Genomic DNA, 23,209 nt, shown 5'->3' with positions numbered 1-23,209 from the left:
TTCGCCAGGACGACATCTAGGCCAGATTCAGATTGCACCCGCTAGCCATTCCCTCTAATTGTCTTGGACAAGTGACCAAATAAAATGGTCGCGCGCCGAAGGGCGCAGGGTCAGGATGGAAGCGCGGCATGTCGCAGGCAGATGGATTTGGGCTGGCGGGGATCATTGGAATGCCGGTCGCGCATTCGCGCTCGCCCGTCATTCACAATTACTGGCTGAAGGCTCACGGCATCCGCGGCTCCTATGTTCCGCTCGCGGTCAAGCCGGAGCGGCTGGAGGATGCGCTTCGCGGGCTGATCGCGCTCGGCTTCCGCGGCTGCAACGTCACCATGCCGCACAAGCAGACGGCGATGCCGAAGCTCGACCGCGTCAACGAGACCGCCACGCGCATCGGCGCGGTCAACACGATCGTCATCGAGGCCGACGGCACGCTCTCCGGTTTCAACAATGACGGCAATGGCTTTGTGCAGAGCCTGCGCGACGCCAAGGCCGACTGGCGCGGCGATGCGGGGCCGATCCTGCTGCTGGGCGCGGGCGGCGCCTCCCGCGCCGTGGTGGTGGCACTACTCGAGAACGGCGCACGCGAGATCCGTATCGCCAATCGCACGGCCGACAAGGCGCAGGCGATCGCCAGGGAGTTCGGCTCCGCTGTCAGCACCATCGCGTGGGACGATCGCGCCGCGGCACTTGGCGATGTGGCGCTGCTCATCAACTGCACCGACCGCGGCATGGTCGGCAAGGATGCACTTGAGATCGACCTGTCGCGACTGAAGCCCACGACACTCACCGCCGATCTCATCTATACCCCGCTGGAGACGCCATTCCTGGCCGCGGCCCGTGCACGCGGCTGTGTCACCGTGAACGGGCTCGGCCTGTTGCTCAACCAGGCCCGGCTCGCCTTCAAGGCCTGGTTCGGCGTCATGCCGGATGTAACGCCGGAGCTGATCAAGGCCATCGAGGCCACGTTCTGACGCGTGTGGTGAGATTTGCACCATGACCTTGCCGACGTGCCCCAAGATCGACTGCCACATCCATGCGATCGATCCCGTCCGCTTTCCCTATGGCGCTGACACGCCGTACCGGCCGAGCGGGCAGGAGATCGCGCCTGCCGCTCAGCTCATCCGCGTGTTCGACGCCTTTGACGTCCGCCATGCGCTGGCGGTCGCGACCAACACCGGCTATGGCAGCGACAGCCGCATCCTGCTCGACACGTTGAAGCAGGGCGGTGGCCGCTTCAGGGGCGTTGCCGTCGTCGAGAACTATGTCGACATCAGGGAGCTCGAACGGCTTAAGGCCGCCGGCGTGATCGGGGTCGCCTTCAATGTGCCGTTCCACGGCGCCGATTATTATCTCAAGGCGGCACCGCTGCTGGAGAAGCTGGTCGATCTCGACCTGTTTCTCCAGATCCAGGTCGAGAATGATCAGCTGATCCCGCTTTTGCCGCTGCTCGAGAAGTCATCCGTGCGCCTGGTGTTCGATCATTGTGGGCGTCCCTCGGTCGCGCAGGGCCTGAACGGAAAGGCGTTCCAGGCGCTGCTGGCGATCGGCCGCGAGCGCGCCGCGCACATAAAACTTTCCGGCTATTACAAATTCTCGCAGCAGCCGCATCCTTACGAGGACGCCTGGCCGTTCATCGCCGCGCTGGTCGACGCCTTCACGCTCGATCGCTGTGTCTGGGGCTCCGACTATCCGTTCCTGCGCGCGACTGGGCGGCTCGACTACGGCCCGCTGCTCGCGGTGTTGACCAAACTGTTTCCGGACCCCGGCGACCAGCAGCGGCTCTTATGGCGAACGCCGGCAAGGCTGCTCGGCTTCGACGGTGCGGCGGATCAAACGAGATAACAACAGATCAAAACGGGAGGGACATCATGAGGCATCTTGCAGGGCCGCTTCTCATCGCCGTCGCGGCATCGCTCTCGGCGGGCGGGGCCAACGCGCAATCCACCGTCTACATCCCCGATGTCATCGAGCTCTCCGGGCCCGGCGCGGTCTCCGGCACCAATTGGCGCGACGGCGTCGCGCTCGCGGTCGACGAGATCAACGCCGCTGGCGGCATTTTGGGCCGAAAGATCCAGACCGAGCATCTGGACACCCAGAGCAATCCCGGCATCTCGCGCGCGCAAGTGCAGAAGGTGTTGGACAAGGATCCCTATGTCGTGCTCGGGCCGATCTATTCCGGCTCGGTCAAGGTCAACATGGCACTGACGCAACAGGCCGAGATCCCGCAGATCGTCGGCGCCGAGGCCGCCGACATCACCACGCAGGGCAATCCCTGGATCTTCCGCACCGCCTTCGGCCAGCAATTCTCGATGCCGAAGATCGCCAACTATCTGCACGACAAGCTCAAGGTGAAGAATGTTGCGGTGGTCTGGGTCAACAACGATTTCGGCAAGGGCGGCCACGACAATTTCGTGAGGGAAATGAAGACGCGCAACATCGATGTTGCGGCCGATATTTCCACCGAGCAAGGCCAGGTCGATTTCGGCTCCGACGTCATCAGGCTGAAGAGCGCCAAGGCCGATGCCGTCTTCGTCTACACCAACGAGGAAGAGAGCGCCCGCTTCCTGATCGAGGCGAAGCGGCAGGGTCTGTCGACGCCGCTGTTCGGCGAGACCACGCTGCTCAGTCAGAAGGTGGTCGAGCTCGCCGGCCCCGCGGCCAACGGCGTGCGCGGCCATGTCGGCTTAAGCGCCGATGCACCGATTCCCGCCATTGAAGAGTTCACCAGGAAATTCAGCGAGCGCTTCAAGTACCGGCCCGACCACAACGGCATCAAGGGCTACACCGCGGTCTACCTCGTCAAATACGTCACCGAAAAGATCGGCAAGTTCGACAGCAAGGCCTTTGGCGCGGCGATGAAGGGCCTGACCCTGACGCCCGACAAGGCGCCGGGCATGCTGATGGAGGCGAGCTGGGACCAGAACGGCGACATCGACCGCGCGAGCTTCCTCGCCGAGATTGTCGACGGCAAGCAGAAGATCGTCGAGACGCTGCCGAAGCTGAAGGCCGAGTGAGCGCGATCCGCGGCCGCGCCGTCTGTCGCCCGGATGGAGCGTAAGCGTAATCCGGGCTACGATTCTCGGTCAGGCTGCTGATTTGTCGGTGGACGTCGCGTTTTTAATCGCTGAGATCAGCTCGGACGTCGTCAGGATCTCGTGAGCATAGGTCGGTCCGTCGATATCGAGCGCGGCGTGCAACGCCTCGCGGCTGCGCGCCGCTGTTCCGTCGCGGACGAGCGTGACGTGAAAGCCAAGCTCCATTCCGATCCGCGCGGTGGCTTCAAGGCAGGTGTTCGCCAACAGGCCGACGCAAATGATCTTCTCCTTGCCGTAGCGCTTGAGCTTGTGCTCGAGGTCGGTGTTCGGGAAGCCACTCGATGCCCAGTGCTCGGTTGCGACGATGTCGCCCGGCTGCACCTGGAAGTCGTCGTGGAAAGTCCCGCCCCATGTGCCTTTCGCAAAGATCTGCCCTTCGGTCGCGCCAAGCTGATAGGGGGACGGATATTTCCAGTCCGCGTAGTCGCCGGGCTCCGACCGGTGATGCGGGACATGGTACACCGTGATGCCCGCCTCGCGCGCGGTCCGCACGATACTGCGAAGATTGTCGAGCAGGTTGATCTCCTGGGCAATGTCCTTGACCCAGGGCCACAGCTTGCCGCCCTCGCTCAGGAAGTCGTTGTAGAAATCGATGCACAGCAGCGCGGTGATCCTGGGATCGTAGATTGACGTCATTGCGTTTCTCCTTGAACGGCGTTCAGTCAGAGGATGCCGAAAGGCCCTTTTCAAAGCTGTCGACGAAATCATCCGAGATCAGGAAGCTCAGCGCCTCGCGTAGGGCGGTGGACTCGACACGCCCGAGCGCGCTTTCAAAGCTCGCCTGAGCGCGCGCCCAGCAGTCGTCGGTCTCGGCAAGCTTGCCGCGGCCCTTGCGTTTGAGAGCGATCAGCCGGCTGCGGCGGTCGTTCGGATCGACCTCGATCGAGATCAGGCCATCGCGTTCCAGCGGCTTGAGCGTATGGGCAAGCGCGCCCGGATCCATCACCAGCGCTTCGGCGAGCGCTCCGACCGTGCTCGCCTCGGAACGGCTGATCTGAGCCAGAATGGCGCGCTGCGTGGTCTTGAGGCCGGTCGGCGCAAGTGCAGCATCGTAAAGCTGCGAGACGCGGCGGGTCGCCTTGCGCAACGCCGTACAGCTGCAACGGCTGCCCCCGTCTGCTTCCGCTTTGCGTCCAGTCATCCAGATCCTCCGGCCAAACCTCTTGACTCCTGATATCAGCATATGCTGATAATATGAGAAATGCAAGCATATGCAGATAATATTCGACCATCGACGCCACGCTCGATTGGTCTCCAACTCTGAGGAGAGCCAGCCATGCCGCTTGTTCGCATCGACCTTCGGAAGGGCAAGAGCGCCACCTATCGGCAAGCGATCGGCCGCGTCGTCTATGAGGCCATGATTGGCGTCGGCGTGCCTGCGAACGACCGGTTTCAGGTCATCACCGAGCACGAAGCCGACAACTTCCTGTTCGATTCGACTTATCTCGGTATCGAGCGCACCGAAGATCTCGTCATCATCCAGATTACCTGGAACGAGGGCCGCACCGTCGAGCAGAAGAAGGCGCTTTACAAGGCCATCGCTGCCGGGCTGGCGTCGATGCCCGGCGTCAGGCCGCAGGACGTCTTCGTCAATCTCGTCGAGGTCAAGAAGGAGAACTGGTCCTTCGGCAACGGTGTCGCGCAATATGCGGCATGAGATGGCGAACCCGGCGTCTGCGACCGCAGTTCCGGCCGAAGCCGTCGGGCTGACGAAGCGTCATGCCTTCCTGGTGCTGCTCTGCACGTCCGCACCGTCGTTCATGCTCCAGCTCGATGCGAACATCGTCTCGGTCTCGCTGCCGGCCATCGCGCGTTCGCTGGACGCAAGCTTCGCCGGAATCGAATGGGTGATCACGGCCTACATGCTGAGCTTTGCGTCATTGTTGCTGCCGGCGGGCGCGCTGGCCGATCGTTTCGGCCGTAAGGCGATGCTGATCATCGGGCTCTCGGTCTTCACCGTGGCCTCTCTGCTGTGCGGCTCGGCGCCGAATCTCCCGGTGCTCGTAGCGGCGCGGGCCCTGCAAGGCGCCGGCGCGGCCATGCAGCTTTCCTCCGCACTGGCAACGCTCTCCCACGCCTTCCAGGGCGAGGCGCGCGCGAGGGCCTTCTCGTTCTGGGGCGCAGTGGTCGGCATCGGCATCGCCTGCGGACCGATCGTCGGTGGCCTCATCACGCAGCTCTTTGGCTGGGAGTGGGCTTTCTACGTCAACCTGCCGATCGGTGCTGCCCTGATTGCCCTGATCGTGAAGGTCGTCGATTCCTCAAGAGATCCTGACGCCGTGAGGCTCGACTTGCCCGGCGTGGCCTGCTTTGCCAGCGCCCTGTTTCTGACGACGCTCGCGCTGATCGAGGGCAACCATCGCGGCTGGACCGATCGCTGGATTCTCGCCGAGCTGGGAGGCGCGCTAGTCCTCTCTGCACTGTTTGTCGCGGTCGAACTCCGGCAGGCACGCCCCATGCTCGATCTGTCCTATTTTCGCAGGCCGACTTATCTCGGCGCCAATTTGGCGCAGCTGTCGTTCTCGGCCGGGATGCTGACCATGTTGACCTTCATTCCGATCTTCCTGCAGAGCGGTCTCGGCCACGCCCCGGCACTGGCCGGGTCAATGATGCTGCCGATGGTGGTGCCGCTCTTCATCGTGCCGCGGATCGTTTCCAGGCATCTGGCCCACCGGCTGTCGGGCCGCGCGCTGCTGAGCCTCGGCTTGTTTGTCGTCTGTCTCGGTCTGTTCTGGTTCGCAGCCGTAGTGCGCGAGCTTGCCTACGGTCAGATGATCGGCGGCATGCTTCTGACCGGCACAGGCGCGGGCCTGCTCAACGGGGAGACCACCAAAGTCGGAATGACCGTGATCCCAAGGGAACGTTCGGGCATGGCGTCCGGCATTTCCGGAACAGTACGGTTTTCCGGTCTGGTGATCGGCATCGCAGCCCTTGGCGCGGTGCTATATGGTCGCGCAGCGGCCTCGGTGGGTCGAGGGTTGCCCGACGCATCCGCAACCGATCGCTTGCGGCTGGTCCAGGAGATCACCGCCGGCCACCTTGCCGGGGCACCAGTGGCTGGTCACGATGCGGCGGCCATCGAAGCCCTCTCCGTCGCCAGCTTCGCTAACGGCTACCAGGCGCTGTTCCTCGCTGGCGCGTTTTTCATGTTGGTCTCGACCATCCTCACTTGGCGGCTGGTCAGCGCGGCGGAGACGCCACCCGTATCGACACCGACCGAGCTGCGGCCCCGACATGCGCCTGGATGACACATCGACCGATGAAAGGAGCGAGAGATGCCGACCTACACCGTCACAACCGCGAACGTCACGCTTACGCCAGCGCAACACGACGCCATAGCCGCGGCAATCACAGATGCGCACAAGAGCAACACCGGGGCACCGGGTTTCTTCGCGCAAGTGATCTTCGTGGCTCTGCCCGATCTAAAACATTACATCGGGGGCAAGCCCAACAGGACACCGCATGTCTTCGTTCACGGGCTGATCCGGGCCGGACGAAGCGCCGACGTCAAGGCAGGCCTGATCCAGGACATCGCGATGCAGGTGCGAGACATCGCAGGCGTTGGCGCGGAAGATGTCTGGGTCTACGTGCTGGATATTCCGCCACGGCAGATGGTCGAGTTCGGGCGGGTGCTGCCTGACCCGGGGGCCGAGGATGAATGGCGGAAAGGCATTAGCGCCCTGAAGCGCCAGGAGTTGGCCGCAGCCGGTGTCGAGATCTAGGCCGCCAAGCATCGCTCTCTCTCCGGGAAGGACGACCGATTTGAAAGACTCGCAGAAATACGCACACCTGGACTTTGTGGGCGACATTGCCCGCGTCACGCTCGACCACCCGGCAGGCAACCGGATCAACTTTGCGATGCGGGCCGAGCTTCTCGACATCTTCGATCGCGTCGCCAAAAGCGGGGCCAGGGCGGTGATTGTCCGCGCGGAAGGACCCGACTTTTGTCTCGGTGGCGATGTGCGGGAGTGGCCCGGCATTCCAGCCAACGAGCTTCGTCCGCGCATCGAGGTCTTCGCGAAGGCTCTTGAACGTCTCGAAGCGTTGAAAATGCCCTCGATCGCCGCTGTTCAGGGCGGGTGCATGGGCGGCGGTTTCGAGCTGGCCTTGAGCTGCGACTTGATCGTCGCGACCAGGTCGGCACGTTTCGCGTTCCCCGAGGCTCGCGTCGGTATCATGACGTTGCAGGGCGGAGTACTGCAACTCGCCGAGCGCATCGGCCGAACCAAGGCGATCGAAGTCGTGATGCTTTCGGAGCCATTATCGGCCGACCAATTGGCGTCGTGGAATCTGGCTAACCGTGTCGTCGAGGACGATGTCCTGTGGACGTCAGCAGAGGATTTCGCTGCCCGCCTGACTTCCAATCTCCCGTCGACGAACGCGGCCACGAAGGAGCTGTTGGCGCAGTGGCGGACGATGGGCTACCGGCATGCCAGGGCGGCACTCTACGACATCTCGATGCCGCTGTTCGATCAAACCGACGTTCAGCAGCGCCTCGTCGCCACGGCTGAGGCGATGGGACGCGTGGTGAAATAGCCGTTGTCAGCGGCTCGCGTCCGGCAGCCCCAGTGCACGGTCGGCGAGATGGTCGAGCGAGATGCGCCCCGGCCCGTAGGCCATGATCGCGAGTGCCATCGCGGCCCAAGTGATGTGGATCGGCCAGCCGTCGGGTACGGTGAGCTCGACGATCAGGGTCATGAACAATAACCCGAGCCCGGCAAAGCGTGTGCCGAGGCCGAGGATCAGCAGGATCGGAAAGGTGATCTCGCCGCATCCCGACAGGAAGGCCATCACGGTTGGCGCCGGAAAGTGATAGGGGCCGCCCGGCAGATGCAGCATGAATTCGTCGGAGAACAGCGTCACCGCGGTGTCGTTGAGCTTTAGGAAGCCAGCCCATTTGAGGATGCCGGAGCGCCAGAACGGCACCGCCAGCGCCACGCGCAGCACGAGCTGGACGAGCGACGGCGCGGCAATCGTCTGCACCAGATGATTGGCCTTGTCGACGAGAAGCCCGAGTGACAGTAGGCTGCCACCCGCCGACATGCGCTGGTCCGTCATCATCACGCGTCTCCGTAAGCGATTGAGGTGAATGCGCCGGCCTCGATCAGGCCGGCGACGTTCGTAGCGAGGTCGAAATCGGCGGTTGAGTCGAGCGCGAGGCTCACGGCCTCGCCGAGCGGCTGGCCCGACATCAGGCCGGTTGCGAACACCGCGCCGCCGGGCGGCAGGTGGCGAACGACGACGTCGAAGTCGGGTCGTGTGATCAGAGCGTCTTCGGCCGTCGAGGCGTCGATGCGCGCAACCGGCGCGCTGTCGCGGTTGGCGGCGAAGATCGTCACCGCCGCGAATGGCGACCGGACGACACGCGCCGCTGGATGCGGCGTGAAGACGAGATTGGCAAGCCGCTCTGGCGCAATCGCGCCAAGCTGAGCGGGCGACAACGGTGTCGCATCAGCAGCGTGATACGCATCCAGCCAGGCCCGCTCGATGCGGGCGACGTCGGCGAGCCAGGGCAACGGCCGTGCATGCTCGTAAGCCTCGATGAAGGCGGGAAAGTCGCGGCCATAGTCGAACAGCAGCGGCGAGGTCGGCGGATCGCTGCGGACATGGAAGCGCGCCATGGCACGGAAGAAATCGGCGCCGGTGATGCGCTGCACCGCCGGATAGATCGCGGCCAGCGCCTCGATCAGGCTGACCGTGACGTTGTTGCGATAGACGTCGTAGCGTCGCCCGGCTGGTCTGCCGTTCCGCCCGGTGACGGCCGACGGCGCCTCGCGCGCGGGATCGAGCAGCGCCGGCGCGAAGGCCGCGGCAAAGCCGGTGTCAGGTTCAGGCCGCACGACGATCCTCCGTCGCTGCGGCCGGCCGGCAGCGATCGAGGATCGCCTGTGCGGCATTGGCTTCCGCTTGCAGCACCGGCCAATCCGGAATCTTGCTGTCCCATTCGATCAGCGTGGGCACCGCGCCGCGGCGCGCCACCACGATCTCGAACAGTTTCCAGACGGCATCCGCGACCGGGCCGTCATGGCTGTCGATCAGCAGGCGATCACCGTCGTCATCGGTCTGCTCGGCATGGCCGGCGAGGTGAATTTCCCCGACATCGGCCAGCGGAAAATCCGCGAGATAATCGCGCGCCGCAAATCCGTGATTGGTGGCGGAGACGAACACGTTGTTGATGTCGAGCAGCAGACCGCAGCCGGTGCGTGCGACGATGGCGCGGATGAAATCCGTTTCGCTCATCGAGGACTCCCGGAAGGCGACATAGGTCGACGGATTCTCCAGCAGCAGCGGCCGGCGGATCGCCGCCTGCACCTCGTCGATGTGATCGCAGACGGCGTGCAGCGTCGTCTCGGTATAGGGCAGCGGCAGGAGATCGTTGAAGAAGCTGGTCTCATGCGTGGACCAGGCGAGATGCTCGGAGACCAGCGCCGGCTGATAGCGCGCGACGAGGGCGCGGAAGCGTGCCAGGTGCGCTCTGTCGAGCGGCTGCGGCCCGCCGATCGACATGCAGACACCGTGCAGCGACAGCGGATGGTCGCGACGAATGGCCTCGAGCGCGCGATGCGGCGCGCCGCCCGCGCCCATGTAGTTTTCGGCGTGGACCTCGAAGAAGCCGCGTTGTGGTCCGGCTTCCAGGATCGCCGGCAGATGCTCGGGCTTGAAGCTGGTTCCGGCGCGGCCGCCGATCGGCAGCGAAAAGCGGAGTGGCACATTGGCAGGCTTGGCGGCCATGATCATGATGCTTCTCCGCTTCCTTGCTGTTGGCGTGATGTGCTGACTGCGCGTCAGACCGGCTTCAGCGAGCCCTTCTTGCCGCCCGGCAGGTCGATGCTGGTGCAGGTTCCGCCCTGGACGAATTTCCAGGCATTGCCCTGGAAGTCGGTGGTCGAGGTGCCCTGGCAGGTCGTACCCGGTCCGGCGGCGCAATCGTTCTGGCCCTTCAGCGCGACGCCGAAGCATTTTTCCTTCTTGGCGGCGACCGCGGCATCCGCCTCGGCCTTGGTGAGGGGCGCGGCGGCGGCAAGGGTCGCGAGCGCGGTCGACAGCGCGCCGGCGAGAGCAAGTGACGTGACGACGTGTTTGGCAGACATCGGGTTCTCCTTTTTCGAGTTTTCATCGCCTGGCAAAGCGAAGGCGCATGGTCTCGTTCGCCTCGTTCGCAATCCGCGTTACAATGCGGGTCGCTCACGAGTGCGTGAGACGGTTGAGCGGAGCGCACGCTCGGTGCGCCTGGCCGGGACTAAAGCCGCAAGTGGGGGCGCAAATCCAATGCCCGTGCGCTATCGAGACATTAGCCGGGGGGCATTGGAACCGGTCGGCGATCCTTGCGAGTAACGAACGGGCGCACGCGGCGTAGAGTCAGCACGCGGCCAGTCACGGCGGAACTGCGATGAAGGTCTTTCCGGGAGAGCGGTTGCAGGAGATCGCCAGATTGACGGTCTCTATCCGCATGGCGGTCTCGGCGCTGGTGCTGACCGCGATCCTTCTGACGGCTGCGCTCGCGAGCCTGTTGTGGTGGCGGACGGCGGAGGCGACCAGCCGGCAGCTTGCCTCCACCATCAACGAGCAGATCGTGGCGGCGGTCCGGAAAGAAGTCGCGGCCATCGTCGACGAGGCTCGCGCCGCCCACACCGCCATTCGCACCCTGTTCCTCCAGAACGTGCTCGACACCCGCGAGGCCGACAAGCGCGAATTCGTGTTCCTGTCGCAATTGCAGTCGCAGGCGACGATCTCCTGGGTCGCCTTCGGCTGGCCGGACGGTTCGTTCTTCGCCGCGCACAAGCTCGGCGATCGGCGCCTCGAGATGATGGAGATTTCGCTGACCGATCACGCCGGCGAGCGCCGCGTCGACGAGTACGACGTGGTGCCCGGCGACATCGAATTCGCCAATCGCCGGTTCGAGCCGACCGGCTTCCACGTCGCCGACCAGGCCTGGTTCAAGACCGGGCTCACCGCGGATGATCCGCAATGGTTCCGCGTCACGGAGCATCCGACCGGCGATCGCCCGTCGATCGCCTTTGCGGGTCCGATCGACGTCTACCAGGAGCGCCAGGGCGTGCTGGCCGTCATCATCGAATACACCCGCCTCGCGCGCTTTCTCTCGCAGCTCGAGGTCGGGCGCACCGGAACGGCCTTCATCCTCGACAGTCGTGGCGATCTTGTCGCGGCGCCGGACAAGGAGGCCGACGAGCTGCATGTCGCGCGTGGCGACAGCGAGCTGCTGCCGCTGGCGCAGACTGCGCTCGCGCAGACGGGCAGCGATGGCCGCAACGAGGCCTGGCGCAGCCGCCTGACCTCGGGCGGGGCCGCCTACGAGGTCGCGATTGCGCCGCTTCCGTTCCCCGGCTGGCGGCTGGCAACGGTCATCCCCGAAGCCGAGTTCCTGGGCCCGGTCGAGACTACGCTACGGCGCCTGATTGTCGGGCTCGCCATCGGCGCCGTGCTTGCCGCGCTGGCGTCGGCCATGCTGGCGCGCTCGGTGATCGCCGCGCCGCTGACGCGCGTCGTCGGCGAGATCCGCCATGTCGAGAACTTTGCGCTGGAGCAGGTACGGCGTCACCCGTCGCGCCTGCGCGAGATCGCGAGCCTGTCAGGTGCCATCGCCGAAATGGCGGCCGGCCTCTCCGCGTTCCGCAAATTCATCCCGGCCGATCTCGTGCGCTCGCTGCTGCGGCAAGGCGTCGACGCCAAGCCGGGCGGCACGATCCAGGAGCTCAGCGTGATGTTCATCGACATCGCCGGCTTCACCGGCCTGTCCGAACGCCTCGGCGATCGCGTCGTGCCGCTGTTGTCGCGCTATCTCGACATCGCCTCGGAAGTCATCGTCGCCAATGGCGGCACCATCGATAAATTCATCGGCGATGCCGTGATGGCGTTCTGGGGCGCGCCGCAGCCGCAGGCCGATCACGCCTTGCGCTGCTGCCGCGCGGCGCTGGCCTGCCGGCGCGCGATCGAACAATCCGGCATCACCGACGATCTCGGCCAGCCGCTCCAGATCCGGATCGGCATCAATTCCGGCCGCATGCTGGTCGGCAATATCGGCTCGGAGCTACGCCTCAACTACACCGTGATCGGTGATGCCGTGAACGTCGCGAGCCGGCTCGAAGGTGCCAACAAGTCGTTCGGCACCCACATCCTGATCGGCGAGGCGACCGAGCATCTGGCCCGCGATGCCATCGTCACGCGCGAGATCGACAGCATCGCGGTCTATGGCCGGGAGGAGGGATTTTCCGTCTACGAGCTGATCGCCCTTGCCGGCGATGGCGAGACGCCCGGCTGGATCGCACGCTACGAACAGGGGCTCGCGCATTATCGCGCCCGGCGCTTCGCTGAGGCGCTGGCCGAGTTCGAAGCCGTGCTCGCCGAGCGCGGCCACGACCGTCCGGCCGAGCTGATGCGCGACCGCTGCCGGCAATTTGAGGACGCGGCGCCCGACGCGGCATGGCAGCCGGTCGCTGCACTCAGGTCGAAATAGCGTCATCACCGGTTGGCAAAGTCGACCACCCCCGCGCATGATGCGTGCGCTGATTCTGGGCGCGAGATATGAAAACCACCCTTCTGACATCCGATCACTACACCCGCTCGACCTGGAAGAACGGTGGCGGCGTCTTCACCGATATCGCCGGCGCGCATCGCGCCGATGCTGCGGTGAAGGATTGGGACAGCCTGCTGTGGCGTTTCGCTTCGACGCCGATTGTCGAGCCTGGTCCCTTCTCCTTCATGCCCGGCATCGACCGCCTGCAGATGGTCGTCGGCGGCCGTGGGCTGGTGCTCAAAGCGCCCGGACAGGAATTCGACGAGCGCGAACCGTTCACGACGGTGCGCTTCATCGGCGAGACCGAAATCGTCACCGAGCTTCAGGCCGGCCCGGTCGAGGTCGTCAACCTGATGGGACGCCGCGGCGCGGTCGAGATCGAGCTCGCGGCACTGAGAGATCCGGGTGACCGGCCATTGCCCGCCGGCACGCATCTCGTCTACGCCGCGCGCGGCGATTGCAGCATCCGTCTCGATGGCGAGGATTTTGCGATTTCGCACGAAAATACGCTGAAGGTGGAACTGGCCGAGGCGTCGACGCTGGCGCTGGTCTCGGGGCTCGCCGTGCTGGGGTCTATCCAACTGGTCGGCTGACCTGTCCGCCGGAGCGTTGCGCACAATCCGGGCAACTGGCTAGGTTGACGCCGCCGCTCCGGGACAACATATCAGGTCCGATGCATACCAGGACCAGATGATGAGCGCGCCGAGAACCAACGAAACCGTCCATTCCGGCAGCGACGCCGTCGTCGATTGGCTGACCAACGGCACGCGCGACGAGCGCTTCATCGACAACATCTTTGCCGAGATGTGCATCCGCCTCCAGCAGGCCGGCATTCCGCTCAAGCGGTCGACGCTTCACGTGCTGATCCAGCATCCGCAATGGCTGGGGGCCCGCTTCATGTGGTCCGACGGCATGCGCGAGGCGGAGATCGCCCGGGTCGATTTCGATGTCAGGGAGCGGTCCGAATTCATCGGCAGCCCGGCCAACGAGATGCAGGACGGCGCCGCCGAATTGCGCGAGAATCTGGAACGAGACCCGGCGCTCGGCCGCAAGCACGCCCTTTATGCCGAGATGCGCGCCAAGGGCCTGACCGACTACGTGGCCTGGCCGCTCTACCACACGCTCGGCAAACGCCATCTCGTCACCTTCGCGACCGACCGTCCCGGCGGCTTCGATGATGCGGATATCGCGAGCCTCAAGAAGCTTTTGCCGGTGCTGGCGCTGGTCAGCGAAATCCGCATCAAGAACCGCCTGGCGCGAACGCTGCTGGAGACCTATGTCGGCTCACATGCCGGGGAGCTGATCCTCGCCGGCGCCACCAGGCGCGGCACCGGCACCACGGTGCGCGCTGCGATCATGATCTGCGACTTGCGCGATTTCACGAAAATCTCCGACAATTGGCCGCGCGACGACGTCATCGATCTCCTCAACGACTATTTCGACGCGATGTCTGACCCGATCGCGCGGCACGGCGGCGAGATCCTGAAATTCATCGGCGACGGCCTGCTCGCTATTTTTCCGCTGAGCCAGCCCAACGCCTGCGCCAATTTGCTGCGCGCGGTGACCGAAGCGCGAGCGGCGATGGCCGCCCTGAACGAGCGCAACAAGGCGACCGGCCGCGTGCCGCTGAACTACGGCATCGGCATCCATGTCGGCGACGTCATGTACGGCAATATCGGATCGAGCAGCCGCCTCGACTTCACCGTGATCGGCCCCGCCGTCAACATGGCGTCACGGCTCGAGACCCTGACCAAGCAGATCGGAAAACCGGTGCTGCTGTCGCGCGACTTTGCGGAGCTGGTGGATCGGGAGTTCGAGCTGGAGCGCGTCGGCAAGCACGCCGTGCGCGGCTTCAGCGAGCCGATCGAGCTGTTTGCGTTCGGCTAGAGCATGATCCGGAGAAGTGCCGCAGCGTTTTTCCGAAAAGATCATGCTCAACCGACAACCTAAAGCGCGATGACGATTCATCCCAATCTCATCGCGCTTTAGAGCCGGCAATAGCTAAAATCCAATCGATCCGATTAGGCGGGCCTTAAGCCCGGTCCAAGTTGACCGGGAGGTTTTACCGCGCGTTGAGGGCTGAGGTGGTGTCATCGCCTCGTTTCACTGAAACCCTTTTTGTCGTTTGATCGTTTTCAAAACTGCGAGCGCATCGATGGCTGTCACCGCGTCTTTCCTGTCCGAGTTGGACGAAGCGGTTGCGAGAGGAAATCCCGAGAGCTGTCTGCGGGCGCTTTGGCATGCGGCAGACGTTCTGATCGCCGGCACCTATTCCGAGGAGCAGATCTGGACTTTTGGCGAGGTCATCGGCCGTCTCGCGCAGGAGATCGAGACCAGTGCGCGGGCCAAGCTCGCTGGCAAGCTCGCCAGCAGCCCCAATGCGCCCTATGCGCTGACCCGGCAGATGGCCAGCGACGATTGTATTGACGTCGCATGGCCGATCCTCAGCCAGTCGGAACGGCTTGACACCGAGACATTGATCGCGTGTGCCAAAAGCAAGAGCCAGCAGCATTTGCTTGCCATCTCGAAGCGGCAAGCGGTTCCGGTCGCGGTCACCGATGTGCTGGTGGTGCGGGGATCGTCCGAGGTTGTCACCTCGGTCGCCTCGAACGCGGGCGCAAATTTCTCCGGTTCCGGATTTCTCCATCTGGTGCGGCGATCGGAAGGCGATTCGATCCTTGCGGAGTCGGTGGGACTTCGAAAGGACATTCCGCGGCACATCTTCCACCAGTTGATCGCGAAGGCCTCCGAGGAGGTGCGGGAGAAGCTCCGGAGGGAGCGGCCGGATATCGAAACCGATATCCACCGCGTCGTCGTCGATGTCACGGGCGCCGTTCACGCCAGGTTTGGCCCGGCGTCGAAGGATTACTTCACCGCGAAACGCACGATCGCGAAGTTGCATGAGAAAGGCGAGCTGACGGAAGACAAGGTCTTCGAACTTGCTCACTCGCTCAAGTTCAACGAGACCACCGTCGCCCTGTCGTTGCTGTGTCAGCTGCCGATCGATATCGCGGAACGGGCACTTCTCGAGAAGGACCGTGAGCCGGCGCTGATCCTGGCCAAATCTCTCGATTTCTCATGGCCCACCACGATGGCGCTGCTGTTCCTGGGGGCGGCCAACTACCGCATAACCGCCGGTGAGCTGGAGCGATTGAAGCTCGATTTCCACCGGTTGAACGTCAAGGCGTGCCGGGAGGTCGTCACCATCTACCGAACGCGAAAGGAAGAGGCTTTCGGCGGCGCGTTTCAACAGCCGCGGCGGATGATCTAGGCTTGGTCGGCCTCCAAGCGTCCCATCCGCTCTTGGGAGTCCTGTTGCCAACGCAGGAACGTACAACTACGCTTGATCCTAGGCCCGTCGTTCCTTCGATTGCCGCACGTTCATGCCAAAATTCCTGCGCATCGGTGTCCATCAGTCGAACGTTTCCGGATACACGTCGAAGGCGTGGTGCGTTCGCCGGGTCGGCACGGCGATTTTCCTGAAGTGGGGCGCCGTCGAGGTCCAGGGCGCGGGCGCCGGCCGCAAGGTCTATTGGACGCGCCAGCCGCAGGAGAAGACCATTCGCTGCGGCACTGCGCAGCGTGCCCAGGACTATGCGAAGGCCGCGATCGCGCGGCGTCGCAACCATCGCTATGAACCGCTGACCGGCGCGATCGCGGCCAAACGCAAATCCGTCAGCGATGGCGCCGACCTCAAGCAGGCGCGTGCCACGATCCTGATCGTCGACATCGTCGGCTCCACGGCAAAGGCGGCAAAGCTCGGCGACGCGCGCTGGACCAAGGTGATGAGTCTCTATTACGCCGCCGTCCGCAAGGAACTGAAGGGTGCGCGCGGCAAGGAGGTCGTGACGACGGGCGACGGCGTGCTGGCGACGTTCAAGGCGCCGGCCGCCGGCATCAATTGCGCGACCGCAATCCAGACGGCCGTGCGCACGCTGGGCCTCGATATCAGGGTGGGCCTGCACGCCGGCGAGTACACGATGAGCGGCGGCGAGATGGTCGGTCTCGCCTTCCACATCTGCACCCGCGTCGCCGCGAAGGCGCATGCGGGCGAAGTGCTGGTCTCCCGTGCGGTCAAGGATCTGCTGGTGTCGCAGTCGGCAATCCGCTTGAAGGATCACGGTACCCACCAGCTCAAGGGTGTGCCGGAGCGCTGGCGGCTGTACCGCGTCGAGCATTGAGGCGCACTTGTCGCCGATACATCGTGATTGTCAGATCGTCGGGCGTGCCGGCGACTGTCCAAGCGCCAGCAGAGCTGCCGCGAGGGCCGCCGCCGCCTTTTCGGGCCGTGCCCTCTCATAGATCGCGAATTCGAGGTCGGGGAGGCGGGGCAGCCCGTCCTCCAATCCCAGAACGCGCAGGCCTGGAACGACTGCGCTGATTGGAAGCGGCGTGATCGCAAGGCCCGCAAGCGAGGCCGCGCGCACGCCCGTCAGGCTCGGACTCGTATAGACGATCTCCCAGATCAGATCGCTTCGGTCGAGCGCGGCAAGCGCGGCCTCGCGCGAGACGGATTTCTCGCGATAGAGCGCGAGCGGCAAGGTCGCGCCGGGAACGAGATCGAAACTCTCCGCCACCGCCCAGACCAGCGGTTCGCGCCACACCAGCCGTCCACGTGACGTGCCGAGCGGGCGCTTGGCGAATACGACGTCGAGCCGGCCGGCGTCGAGCTGCGCGATCAATTCCGCACTGACCCCGATCTGCACCTCGAGCTTCACGCCGGGATGCAACGCTGCGAAACGACCGAGCGCCGAAGGCAGCGAGCCTCCGGCAATTTCCTCGACCACGCCGAGACGCACCATGCCGGACAGGCGTGGCGCCGTCAGGCGATGGCGCGCGGCCTCCTCGAGCTGGAGCAGGCGGCGGGCGTCGCCGAGCAGCATCTCACCGTCATCGGTCAGCGCCACGCTTCGCGTCGTGCGCCGGAATAAAGGGCGCCTGGTTTCAAGCTCCAGCCGCTTGATCTGCTGGCTGATGGTCGACTGCGTCAAATGCAACTGCTCGGCGGCGCGATGGAAACCGCCGCAATCGGCAACCGCGACGAAGGCGCGCAACAATTCGAAGTCGAGCATCCGATTAATCCGATTCTGCGATCAATAATATTATGGAATATCGTTTCTCTAATCAATGGGCCGACCCTACCTTCTGCTGTGAAGACGGCATTCAGCAAAAGAGGTCGAACATGTCAGTCACGTCACAGGGAACGGATCGTGCAGCCCGGTTGGCACGCGCCGCAACGCTCACGGACGGCAAGATCTGCCCGCCCGATCGGGCAACCGCGTTGATCGAGGCGGTCGTGATGCCGGGCGACCGTGTCACCATCGAGGGCGACAACCAGAAGCAGGCCGATTTCCTGGCTGCAGCGCTTGCGAAGGCGGATCCCACGCGCCTGCACGATCTGCACATGGTGCAGTCGGTGCTGGCGCTACCCGACCATCTCGCGGTGTTCGAGCGCGGTATCGCGAGCCGGCTCGATTTTGCTTTCGCCGGACCGCAGAGCCGCAAGCTGGCCGAGCTGGTCACCAACGGCACCGTCAAGGTCGGCGCGATCCATACCTATCTCGAGCTCTACGCCCGGATGCTGGTCGACCTCACGCCGCGCGTGGCGCTGATCGTCGCCGACAAGGCCGATCGCGATGGCAACCTCTACACCGGTCCCAACACCGAGGACACGCCGACCATTGCCGAGGCTGCTTCCTTCCGTGGCGGCATCGTCGTGGCGCAGGTCAACGAGATCGTCGATCGATTGCCGCGGGTCGACATCCCCTGCGACTGGGTCGATGTCGTGGTGCCGTCGCCAAAACCCTACGCCATCGAGCCGCTGTTCACGCGCGATCCCGCCAAGGTGCGGGACGCGAACGTGCTGATGGCGACGATGGCGATCGCCGCAGTCTACGAACCGTTCCAGGTGCAGCGATTGAACCACGGCATCGGCTACGCCACCGCGGCGATCGAGCTGATCCTGCCGACCTACGCGGCCGCGCGCGGGCTGAAGGGCAAGGTCGCGAGCCACTTCGTGCTCAACCCGCATCCAACCCTGATCCCCGCGGTGGAGGCCGGCTTCGTCGACAACGTCTACTGCTTCGGCTCCGAGCTCGGCATGGAGCGCTATGTCGCGAGCCGCGCGAATGTGTTCCCGGTCGGTGCCGACGGCAATTTGCGATCGAACCGCGCGCTAGCGCAGGTCGCCGGGCAATATGCCTGCGACATGTTCGTCGGAGCGACGTTGCAGGTCGACCCGCAGGGCAACAGCTCGACCGCCACCAAAGGACGGATCACCGGCTTCGGCGGCGCACCGAACATGGGCGCCGATGCGCGTGGCCGCCGCCACGACAGCCCGACCTGGTTGCGCGCCGGCGAGGAGGCCGGCGATCCCCTGCGCGGCCGCAAGCTGGTCGTGCAGATGGTGCAGACGCAGCAGCCGAACGGCGCGCCGAGCTTCGTCGAGCGGCTGGATGCGTTCGACCTCGCGGCGTCCGCAGGCTTCGCGCGCCCGCCGGTCATGGTCTATGGCGACGATGTCACGCATGTCATCACCGAGAAGGGCGTCGCCAATCTGCTGCGCTGCCGGCTCCCCGCGGAGCGTGAGGCGGCATTGCGTGCGGTTGCCGGTGACACCGAATTTGGCCGGCGGCAGTCGCCGGAGGCGAGTGAGGATCTGCGCCGCCGCGGCATCGTGATGCTGCCGTCCGATCTCGGCATCGACGTCCGGAGTGCGACGCGCGACCTGCTCGCCGCCAGGACGATCGACGATCTGGTCACGGCGTCGGGCGGGCTCTACGTGCCGCCGGCCAAATTCCGCAAGCCGGCCGCGACGCCGGCCACCACCAATGCTGCATGAGGAGAAGACCATGACCTCGACCACGGAAACCCTGAGCAACCCGCATGATGCGACGTCGGTCCGGCTCGGCCTCGCCCAGCAACTTGCCGAGACGCTGCTGTCCGAGCGCGGCGAAGCGTCCGGCGCCTTTGTCGCCCGCGAACTGCACGGCGTGATGGCCGCGCTTGATGCGGCCGACCGGCACGGCTTCCAGCGCTATCTCGCGGCCGGATTTCAGCCCGACGCAACCGCGCTGCGCACGGCTGCGGAACGCTACCTCGCGGAGGCGACGGCCGAGACCGCGGCCGCGGTGGCGCAGGCCGCCGATCCGCCGCGCCAGGAGCTGCTGCGGCGGATGAACATGGCGCCCGGCGGCACCGCCGCGCTGATCGCGATGCGCAGCGAGATCGCCGCGCGCCTTCGCGACGAACCGGTCCTGAAGCTGCTCGACGGCGACCTCAAGCACCTGTTCTCGTCGTGGTTCAATCGCGGCTTCCTCGAATTGCGCCGGATCGACTGGCAGTCGCCGGCCGCCGTGCTGGAGAAGCTGATCGCTTATGAGGCGGTGCACGAGATCAAGGGCTGGGACGATCTGCGTCGCCGGCTTGCTCCGGACCGCCGCTGCTTCGCTTTCTTCCATCCGGCACTCCCCGACGAGCCGCTGATCTTCGTCGAGGTCGCGCTGGTGGAGGGGCTGGCGACGTCGATGCCGCCGCTGCTGGCGCAGGATGTTGACGAAGCGGTTGCGCGCGCGCAGGCGGCACGCGCGGACACGGCGATCTTCTATTCGATCTCCAATTGTCAGGAAGGCCTGCGCGGCGTGTCGTTCGGCAATTTCCTGATCAAGCAGGTGGTCGAGGAGCTCAAGGCTGAATTCCCGCAGCTCAAGCGCTTCTCCACGCTGTCGCCGATACCGGGCTTCCGGCGCTGGCTCACAGGTCAGCTTGCTGAGGCGGGCACATCCACCGCAGCGGTTGCATCCGCGCTTGCGCAGGACGGATGGTGGAACGATGCGCGGCAGAGCGAAGCGCTGCGTCCCGTCCTGATGCGGTTGTGTGCAACCTATCTGACGCGACCGGCATCAGCCGGAAACCGCATCGATCCGGTGGCGCGCTTTCACCTCGGCAACGGCGCGCGGCTCGAGCGCATCAACTGGCTCGGCAATACAACGAAACGTGGGATCGCGGAATCCTTCGGCGTCATGGTCAATTATCTTTATGACCGCGACAGCATTGAGGCCAACCACGAGGTCTATGCGCGCGACGGCACCATTGTCCGTTCGCCCGACGTCGAGGCCCTGCTGCAAACCCATTGAATCCGCGCGGGGATCCCGCGTCACCGCCTTCAGATCCACGACACTTCAACAAGGAGACAAGCCGTGACCATGACCCGACGTACCTTTGCCAGCATCCTCGCCGCCGGCGCGACAGCCTCGCTGCTATCGACTCGCGTGACCGCGGCCGTCGCCGCGCCCCTCAAGGCGCGCAACGTCGTGCTGGTGCACGGCCTGTTTGCCGACGGCTCGTGCTGGTTGGAAGTGATCCCGCGCCTTCAGGCCGCCGGACTCAACGTCACGGCGGTGCAGAACCCGCTGACGACGCTGCCCGAAGCCGTCGCCTCCGCCGAGCGCGTGCTGGCGCGGCAGGACGGCCCGACGGTGCTGGTCGGTCATTCCTTCTCCGGCATGATCGTGACCGAGGCCGGGGTGCATCCGAACGTTTCCGCGCTGGTTTATGTCGCAGCACGCGCGCCCGACGCGGGCGAGGATTATACGGCGCTTGCAAAGACCTATCCGACGCCGCCGGCGAGCGCGGGCATCGTCTTCGACGGCGATGAGGGGCGCCTCTCCGAGGAAGCATTCCTGCGCGACTTCGCCGGCGACCTGCCCGCCGCGAAGGCCAAAGGGCTCTACGCGGTGCAGGAGCCGTTCCACAAGGCGCTGCTGGCGGGCAAGACCACCAATGCGGCCTGGCGGTCGAAGCCGAGCTACTACGCCGTCTCGACCGAGGACCGCACCATCAATCCCGACCTCGAGCGCTTCATGGCCAAGCGCATGGGCGCCAAGACGATCGAAGTCAAGGCGAGCCATCTGGCGCTGATCTCGCATCCCAAGGAGATCGCGGGTCTCATTCTCGAAGCTGCGGGACACTGAGGAAGACGATGCGATGGGGCGACGTTGATCGGGGACGATCGCGCCGCCTCAACGCATATCCGCCCGAAGCTCGCGCACGCCGCGGCCCAGGCGTTCCCGGATGAGCGTTCGCAGCGTGGCGCCATCTTCGTAGCCGACTTCGGCCGCAATCGCCTCGATATCGAGGCCGCTGCCATGCAGCAGCGACTGCGCACGTTCGACCCGCAGATCCTGGAAATACGACAGCGGCGATTTTCCGAGCACGGCTTCGCAGCGGCGCTGAAGCGTACGCGGGCTTGTTGCCAGCGCTTCGGCTGCGTCCTGTAGCGAAAAACCCTGCTTGAGACGATCCCGCGCCCACCGTTCAAAGCGCTGGATCAGGGGATCGGCCTGCGCGAGATGATTGGGGATGATGAAGCGAGCCTGTGACGAGCGCAGATCGGCCAGCAGATAGCGCGAGACCATCGCGGCCAGCTCCGGGCTGGCCTGGCGGATCAGCCACAGCGCCAGATCGAGATGCCCCATGGCAGCGCCGGCGGTCGCGCCGATGCGGGACGGCACGAGCATTCTTTTCTCGTCGAGCCGCACATTGGGATAACGCTGGCGAAACAAGGGCGCGAGCCACCACGTCGTCGTGGCTTCCTGGTGATCGAGAAGTCCGGTTTCAGCGACGACAAACGTGCCGATGCACGACGCGCCAATGCGCGCGCCCTCCGCATGCCATGTCCGAAGTTGCTCCCCGGCCTGCTTCACGTCGCGCCGATCGAGGGCGGGGACCAGCAGCTCGGGTCTTGCGGTGTTGAGCGCCGGCACGATCACCCAATCGGGCTTCGCCTCCGTCGCGATCGCCTCGACCGGGATCGCAAATCCCTGGCCGGATCGAACCTTCTTGCGCAACCCCACGATCGAGACGTTGAAGCGAAGCGTTCCGCCCATTTGCAGCACTGAAAAATTGTCGGCGAGCTTGAACGCGTCGAGGATGACCGTGAGGCCGGTATCCCAAAGCCCCTCCAGCGCGAGGATCGCGAGACGCATGGCGTAAATGCTCTTAAAGTTGTCGTTTACGACAATGGTTGTTCGGCCTGGCTAAGCCTACATCCTTCCTCAGCGAACGAGCTTTGCCACAGCGTGATCGGCCTGAGGGTGCCTGACAAAATGCTGATAAAACGTCGGTTTTGTCAACGGAATCCGCAAACCTGAGTTGGCGTAAATGACACTAAATATGTCGTTTCCGTCTCGATTGGCGCCCGGCATGGGTCCTTCGCAACGATCTCAATCAACAGGAGAACACTCATGAAAGTCTTCGCCATCGGATCTTTCAGCAAGCCAATGACCGACGAGCAGCGCAAGGAGATGATGCAGAAGGAAGTCCCCGACACGCTCAAGCTCTACCTCGACGGCAAGATCGAGCAGTTCTGGTTCCGCGACGACAAGCCCGGCGTGGTCTTTCTCATGAACGTCGCCTCGGTCGATGAAGCCAAGGCGACCATCAACGCGCTGCCGCTCGCGGCCGGCGGCTTCCTTGCGTTCGAGATGATCCCGGTCGGCCCGCTCAAGCCTCTCGGCCTTCTGCTTCAGGGCAGGTGAGCGGCAACGATCGCCAGACGGCATTCGCATCGAACCATCCG

Annotated in this window: 24 protein-coding genes; 16 read left to right on the top strand and 8 right to left on the bottom strand. The window is 64.7% G+C overall.

The genetic code is table 11. The features are described from left to right. The first annotated feature begins 128 nt into the window (after window positions 1–128). The 3 genes from IC761_RS28410 to IC761_RS28400 are packed head-to-tail and all read left to right on the top strand — an operon-like array spanning window position 129 to window position 3,014. Window positions 129–971: a shikimate dehydrogenase gene (locus IC761_RS28410; RefSeq protein WP_195799980.1), complete on the top strand. Its 843-nt coding sequence runs from the start codon at window positions 129–131 to the stop codon at window positions 969–971. A 22-nt stretch (window positions 972–993) separates the two neighbouring features. Then, window positions 994–1,842, top strand: a complete 849-nt coding sequence (locus IC761_RS28405) for an amidohydrolase family protein (RefSeq protein ID WP_195799979.1) — start codon at window positions 994–996, stop codon at window positions 1,840–1,842. A gap of 26 nt (window positions 1,843–1,868) precedes the next feature. Beyond that, the gene (locus tag IC761_RS28400; RefSeq protein ID WP_195799978.1) at window positions 1,869–3,014 is read left to right on the top strand and encodes an ABC transporter substrate-binding protein; all 1,146 of its coding nucleotides are present in this window, start codon (window positions 1,869–1,871) and stop codon (window positions 3,012–3,014) included. A 69-nt stretch (window positions 3,015–3,083) separates the two neighbouring features. Here the strand turns inward: IC761_RS28400 and IC761_RS28395 are convergent, their stop codons facing one another. After that, on the bottom strand, window positions 3,084–3,731 hold the full coding sequence (locus IC761_RS28395; RefSeq protein WP_195799977.1) for a cysteine hydrolase family protein: 648 nt from the start codon (window positions 3,729–3,731) through the stop codon (window positions 3,084–3,086). 22 nt (window positions 3,732–3,753) lie between these two features. Then, the gene (locus IC761_RS28390) at window positions 3,754–4,236 is read right to left on the bottom strand and encodes a MarR family winged helix-turn-helix transcriptional regulator (protein ID WP_195799976.1); all 483 of its coding nucleotides are present in this window, start codon (window positions 4,234–4,236) and stop codon (window positions 3,754–3,756) included. A gap of 135 nt (window positions 4,237–4,371) precedes the next feature. On the opposite strand from IC761_RS28390, the gene IC761_RS28385 reads away from it, so the two are divergent. From IC761_RS28385 to IC761_RS28370, 4 genes are read left to right on the top strand one after another with little or no spacing between them, the layout of a single operon-like run. Then, complete coding sequence (locus IC761_RS28385) at window positions 4,372–4,752, top strand: tautomerase family protein (RefSeq protein WP_195799975.1); 381 nt, start codon at window positions 4,372–4,374, stop codon at window positions 4,750–4,752. Further along, a complete protein-coding gene (locus IC761_RS28380; protein WP_368367074.1) occupies window positions 4,742–6,343 on the top strand; it encodes an MFS transporter in 1,602 nt (533 codons plus the stop codon). Before IC761_RS28385 ends, IC761_RS28380 begins: the two co-directional genes overlap by 11 nt. A 27-nt stretch (window positions 6,344–6,370) precedes the next feature. Then, entirely contained in the window at window positions 6,371–6,817 is a 447-nt protein-coding gene (locus IC761_RS28375; protein WP_195799973.1) for a tautomerase family protein, read from the top strand. A 40-nt stretch (window positions 6,818–6,857) separates the two neighbouring features. Then, on the top strand, window positions 6,858–7,631 hold the full coding sequence (locus tag IC761_RS28370; RefSeq protein WP_195799972.1) for an enoyl-CoA hydratase/isomerase family protein: 774 nt from the start codon (window positions 6,858–6,860) through the stop codon (window positions 7,629–7,631). Window positions 7,632–7,637: 6 nt separating this feature from the next. Here IC761_RS28370 and IC761_RS28365 read toward each other — a convergent pair whose 3' ends face one another. Genes IC761_RS28365 through IC761_RS28350 form a run of 4 tightly spaced genes read right to left on the bottom strand, consistent with a single transcriptional unit; the run spans window position 7,638 to window position 10,186 of the window. Then, on the bottom strand, window positions 7,638–8,156 hold the full coding sequence (locus tag IC761_RS28365; protein WP_195799971.1) for a DoxX family protein: 519 nt from the start codon (window positions 8,154–8,156) through the stop codon (window positions 7,638–7,640). After that, window positions 8,156–8,935: an HvfC/BufC N-terminal domain-containing protein gene (locus IC761_RS28360; RefSeq protein WP_195799970.1), complete on the bottom strand. Its 780-nt coding sequence runs from the start codon at window positions 8,933–8,935 to the stop codon at window positions 8,156–8,158. The genes IC761_RS28365 and IC761_RS28360 overlap by 1 nt, the downstream gene beginning before the upstream one ends. Beyond that, window positions 8,925–9,833: an MNIO family bufferin maturase gene (bufB, locus tag IC761_RS28355; RefSeq protein WP_195799969.1), complete on the bottom strand. Its 909-nt coding sequence runs from the start codon at window positions 9,831–9,833 to the stop codon at window positions 8,925–8,927. Before bufB ends, IC761_RS28360 begins: the two co-directional genes overlap by 11 nt. Before the next feature lie 47 nt (window positions 9,834–9,880). Next, window positions 9,881–10,186 (bottom strand): BufA1 family periplasmic bufferin-type metallophore, encoded by a 306-nt coding sequence (locus IC761_RS28350; RefSeq protein ID WP_195799968.1) that lies wholly within the window; start codon window positions 10,184–10,186, stop codon window positions 9,881–9,883. A 299-nt stretch (window positions 10,187–10,485) separates the two neighbouring features. Between IC761_RS28350 and IC761_RS28345 the strand changes: the two genes are divergently transcribed. From IC761_RS28345 to IC761_RS28325, 5 genes are all read left to right on the top strand, one after another. Continuing rightward, complete coding sequence (locus IC761_RS28345; protein ID WP_195799967.1) at window positions 10,486–12,570, top strand: adenylate/guanylate cyclase domain-containing protein; 2,085 nt, start codon at window positions 10,486–10,488, stop codon at window positions 12,568–12,570. A 68-nt stretch (window positions 12,571–12,638) separates the two neighbouring features. Next, on the top strand, window positions 12,639–13,223 hold the full coding sequence (locus IC761_RS28340) for a HutD/Ves family protein (protein WP_195799966.1): 585 nt from the start codon (window positions 12,639–12,641) through the stop codon (window positions 13,221–13,223). Between the two features lie 100 nt (window positions 13,224–13,323). Continuing rightward, on the top strand, window positions 13,324–14,517 hold the full coding sequence (locus IC761_RS28335; protein ID WP_195799965.1) for an adenylate/guanylate cyclase domain-containing protein: 1,194 nt from the start codon (window positions 13,324–13,326) through the stop codon (window positions 14,515–14,517). Window positions 14,518–15,034: 517 nt separating this feature from the next. Next, window positions 15,035–15,901 (top strand): DUF2336 domain-containing protein, encoded by an 867-nt coding sequence (locus IC761_RS28330; protein WP_368367073.1) that lies wholly within the window; start codon window positions 15,035–15,037, stop codon window positions 15,899–15,901. Between the two features lie 112 nt (window positions 15,902–16,013). After that, the gene (locus IC761_RS28325; RefSeq protein WP_195799963.1) at window positions 16,014–16,811 is read left to right on the top strand and encodes an adenylate/guanylate cyclase domain-containing protein; all 798 of its coding nucleotides are present in this window, start codon (window positions 16,014–16,016) and stop codon (window positions 16,809–16,811) included. A gap of 30 nt (window positions 16,812–16,841) precedes the next feature. Here IC761_RS28325 and IC761_RS28320 read toward each other — a convergent pair whose 3' ends face one another. Further along, window positions 16,842–17,702 (bottom strand): LysR substrate-binding domain-containing protein, encoded by an 861-nt coding sequence (locus tag IC761_RS28320; protein ID WP_195799962.1) that lies wholly within the window; start codon window positions 17,700–17,702, stop codon window positions 16,842–16,844. A 110-nt stretch (window positions 17,703–17,812) separates the two neighbouring features. Here IC761_RS28320 and mdcA point away from each other — a divergent pair, with 110 nt between their 5' ends. The 3 genes from mdcA to IC761_RS28305 all read left to right on the top strand — a co-directional run bounded on the left by mdcA (window position 17,813) and on the right by IC761_RS28305 (window position 21,602). Then, window positions 17,813–19,471, top strand: coding sequence for a malonate decarboxylase subunit alpha (gene mdcA / locus IC761_RS28315; protein WP_195799961.1), 1,659 nt, complete (start codon window positions 17,813–17,815; stop codon window positions 19,469–19,471). A 10-nt stretch (window positions 19,472–19,481) separates the two neighbouring features. Then, complete coding sequence (locus IC761_RS28310; RefSeq protein WP_246791348.1) at window positions 19,482–20,765, top strand: malonyl-CoA decarboxylase; 1,284 nt, start codon at window positions 19,482–19,484, stop codon at window positions 20,763–20,765. Between the two features lie 63 nt (window positions 20,766–20,828). Beyond that, the gene (locus tag IC761_RS28305) at window positions 20,829–21,602 is read left to right on the top strand and encodes an alpha/beta fold hydrolase (protein ID WP_195799959.1); all 774 of its coding nucleotides are present in this window, start codon (window positions 20,829–20,831) and stop codon (window positions 21,600–21,602) included. 48 nt (window positions 21,603–21,650) lie between these two features. Here the strand turns inward: IC761_RS28305 and IC761_RS28300 are convergent, their stop codons facing one another. Continuing rightward, window positions 21,651–22,616: a GlxA family transcriptional regulator gene (locus IC761_RS28300; protein WP_195799958.1), complete on the bottom strand. Its 966-nt coding sequence runs from the start codon at window positions 22,614–22,616 to the stop codon at window positions 21,651–21,653. Window positions 22,617–22,874: 258 nt separating this feature from the next. On the opposite strand from IC761_RS28300, the gene IC761_RS28295 reads away from it, so the two are divergent. After that, window positions 22,875–23,168, top strand: coding sequence for a muconolactone Delta-isomerase family protein (locus tag IC761_RS28295; RefSeq protein ID WP_195799957.1), 294 nt, complete (start codon window positions 22,875–22,877; stop codon window positions 23,166–23,168). Window positions 23,169–23,209: the final 41 nt, after the last annotated feature.

It is taken from the genome of Bradyrhizobium commune (genome assembly GCF_015624505.1).
Taxonomy (GTDB): domain Bacteria; phylum Pseudomonadota; class Alphaproteobacteria; order Rhizobiales; family Xanthobacteraceae; genus Bradyrhizobium; species Bradyrhizobium commune.
The sequence above is the reverse complement of the archived record's forward strand: the minus strand, read 5'-3'. Positions and strand labels throughout refer to the sequence as shown.

Bases quoted from the DNA above. Each gene is read 5' to 3' on its own strand.
- IC761_RS28390 (WP_195799976.1), bottom strand. From the start codon at position 4,236: ATGACTGGACGCAAAGCGGAAGCAGACGGGGGCAGCCGTTGCAGCTGT.
- IC761_RS28325 (WP_195799963.1), top strand. From the start codon at position 16,014: ATGCCAAAATTCCTGCGCATCGGTGTCCATCAGTCGAACGTTTCCGGA.
- IC761_RS28295 (WP_195799957.1), top strand. From the start codon at position 22,875: ATGAAAGTCTTCGCCATCGGATCTTTCAGCAAGCCAATGACCGACGAG.
- IC761_RS28320 (WP_195799962.1), bottom strand. From the start codon at position 17,702: ATGCTCGACTTCGAATTGTTGCGCGCCTTCGTCGCGGTTGCCGATTGC.
- IC761_RS28340 (WP_195799966.1), top strand. From the start codon at position 12,639: ATGAAAACCACCCTTCTGACATCCGATCACTACACCCGCTCGACCTGG.
- IC761_RS28380 (WP_368367074.1), top strand. From the start codon at position 4,742: ATGCGGCATGAGATGGCGAACCCGGCGTCTGCGACCGCAGTTCCGGCC.
- IC761_RS28395 (WP_195799977.1), bottom strand. From the start codon at position 3,731: ATGACGTCAATCTACGATCCCAGGATCACCGCGCTGCTGTGCATCGAT.
- IC761_RS28350 (WP_195799968.1), bottom strand. From the start codon at position 10,186: ATGTCTGCCAAACACGTCGTCACGTCACTTGCTCTCGCCGGCGCGCTG.
- IC761_RS28400 (WP_195799978.1), top strand. From the start codon at position 1,869: ATGAGGCATCTTGCAGGGCCGCTTCTCATCGCCGTCGCGGCATCGCTC.
- IC761_RS28330 (WP_368367073.1), top strand. From the start codon at position 15,035: ATGGCCAGCGACGATTGTATTGACGTCGCATGGCCGATCCTCAGCCAG.
- IC761_RS28410 (WP_195799980.1), top strand. From the start codon at position 129: ATGTCGCAGGCAGATGGATTTGGGCTGGCGGGGATCATTGGAATGCCG.
- IC761_RS28335 (WP_195799965.1), top strand. From the start codon at position 13,324: ATGAGCGCGCCGAGAACCAACGAAACCGTCCATTCCGGCAGCGACGCC.
- IC761_RS28310 (WP_246791348.1), top strand. From the start codon at position 19,482: ATGACCTCGACCACGGAAACCCTGAGCAACCCGCATGATGCGACGTCG.
- IC761_RS28375 (WP_195799973.1), top strand. From the start codon at position 6,371: ATGCCGACCTACACCGTCACAACCGCGAACGTCACGCTTACGCCAGCG.
- IC761_RS28365 (WP_195799971.1), bottom strand. From the start codon at position 8,156: ATGATGACGGACCAGCGCATGTCGGCGGGTGGCAGCCTACTGTCACTC.
- bufB (WP_195799969.1), bottom strand. From the start codon at position 9,833: ATGATCATGGCCGCCAAGCCTGCCAATGTGCCACTCCGCTTTTCGCTG.
- IC761_RS28345 (WP_195799967.1), top strand. From the start codon at position 10,486: ATGAAGGTCTTTCCGGGAGAGCGGTTGCAGGAGATCGCCAGATTGACG.
- IC761_RS28385 (WP_195799975.1), top strand. From the start codon at position 4,372: ATGCCGCTTGTTCGCATCGACCTTCGGAAGGGCAAGAGCGCCACCTAT.
- IC761_RS28300 (WP_195799958.1), bottom strand. From the start codon at position 22,616: ATGCGTCTCGCGATCCTCGCGCTGGAGGGGCTTTGGGATACCGGCCTC.
- IC761_RS28405 (WP_195799979.1), top strand. From the start codon at position 994: ATGACCTTGCCGACGTGCCCCAAGATCGACTGCCACATCCATGCGATC.
- mdcA (WP_195799961.1), top strand. From the start codon at position 17,813: ATGTCAGTCACGTCACAGGGAACGGATCGTGCAGCCCGGTTGGCACGC.